1 protein-coding gene is annotated in these 376 nt (G+C 58.2%); it reads left to right on the top strand.

What is annotated here, in order from left to right; translation table 11 throughout:
- A partial coding sequence (locus ACXAG7_RS20030) for a hypothetical protein (protein WP_476667935.1) occupies positions 1–376 on the top strand: 376 nt, incomplete at both ends.

Raw genomic sequence — 376 nt, 5'->3', positions numbered from 1 at the left:
ACGGGCGTGTGCGCAAGCCGATATCATCGCGATACAGGAAGTGCAGCGCGACACGGGCAGCTTGTATGAGTTGCGTGACCGCCTGCGCCGAGATGGGGCGCCTTGGGACGTCGTCGTTAGCGATGTCACGGGCATGGCACCGGGATACGAAGGCATGGCCGAACGCCACGCTTTTCTTTACCGCTCCGACAGGGTCACACGCGGAGATCTTGCCTCGGATCTTTCCTTTGATCGCTCTGCGGTGATTGAGAACAGCAATGATGCACTGCGCGCACTGGTCAGCAAGGAAATCGAAATCGCGGGTGAGGAGAGGGTCTTGGCGAAAATCTCCGAATGGCTCAGCGGTCAACAGAAGCTAATGGGAGCAAAGCTGAAG

This window comes from Tenacibaculum sp. AWR4_210 (genome assembly GCF_056160945.1).
The sequence above is the reverse complement of the archived record's forward strand: the minus strand, read 5'-3'. Positions and strand labels throughout refer to the sequence as shown.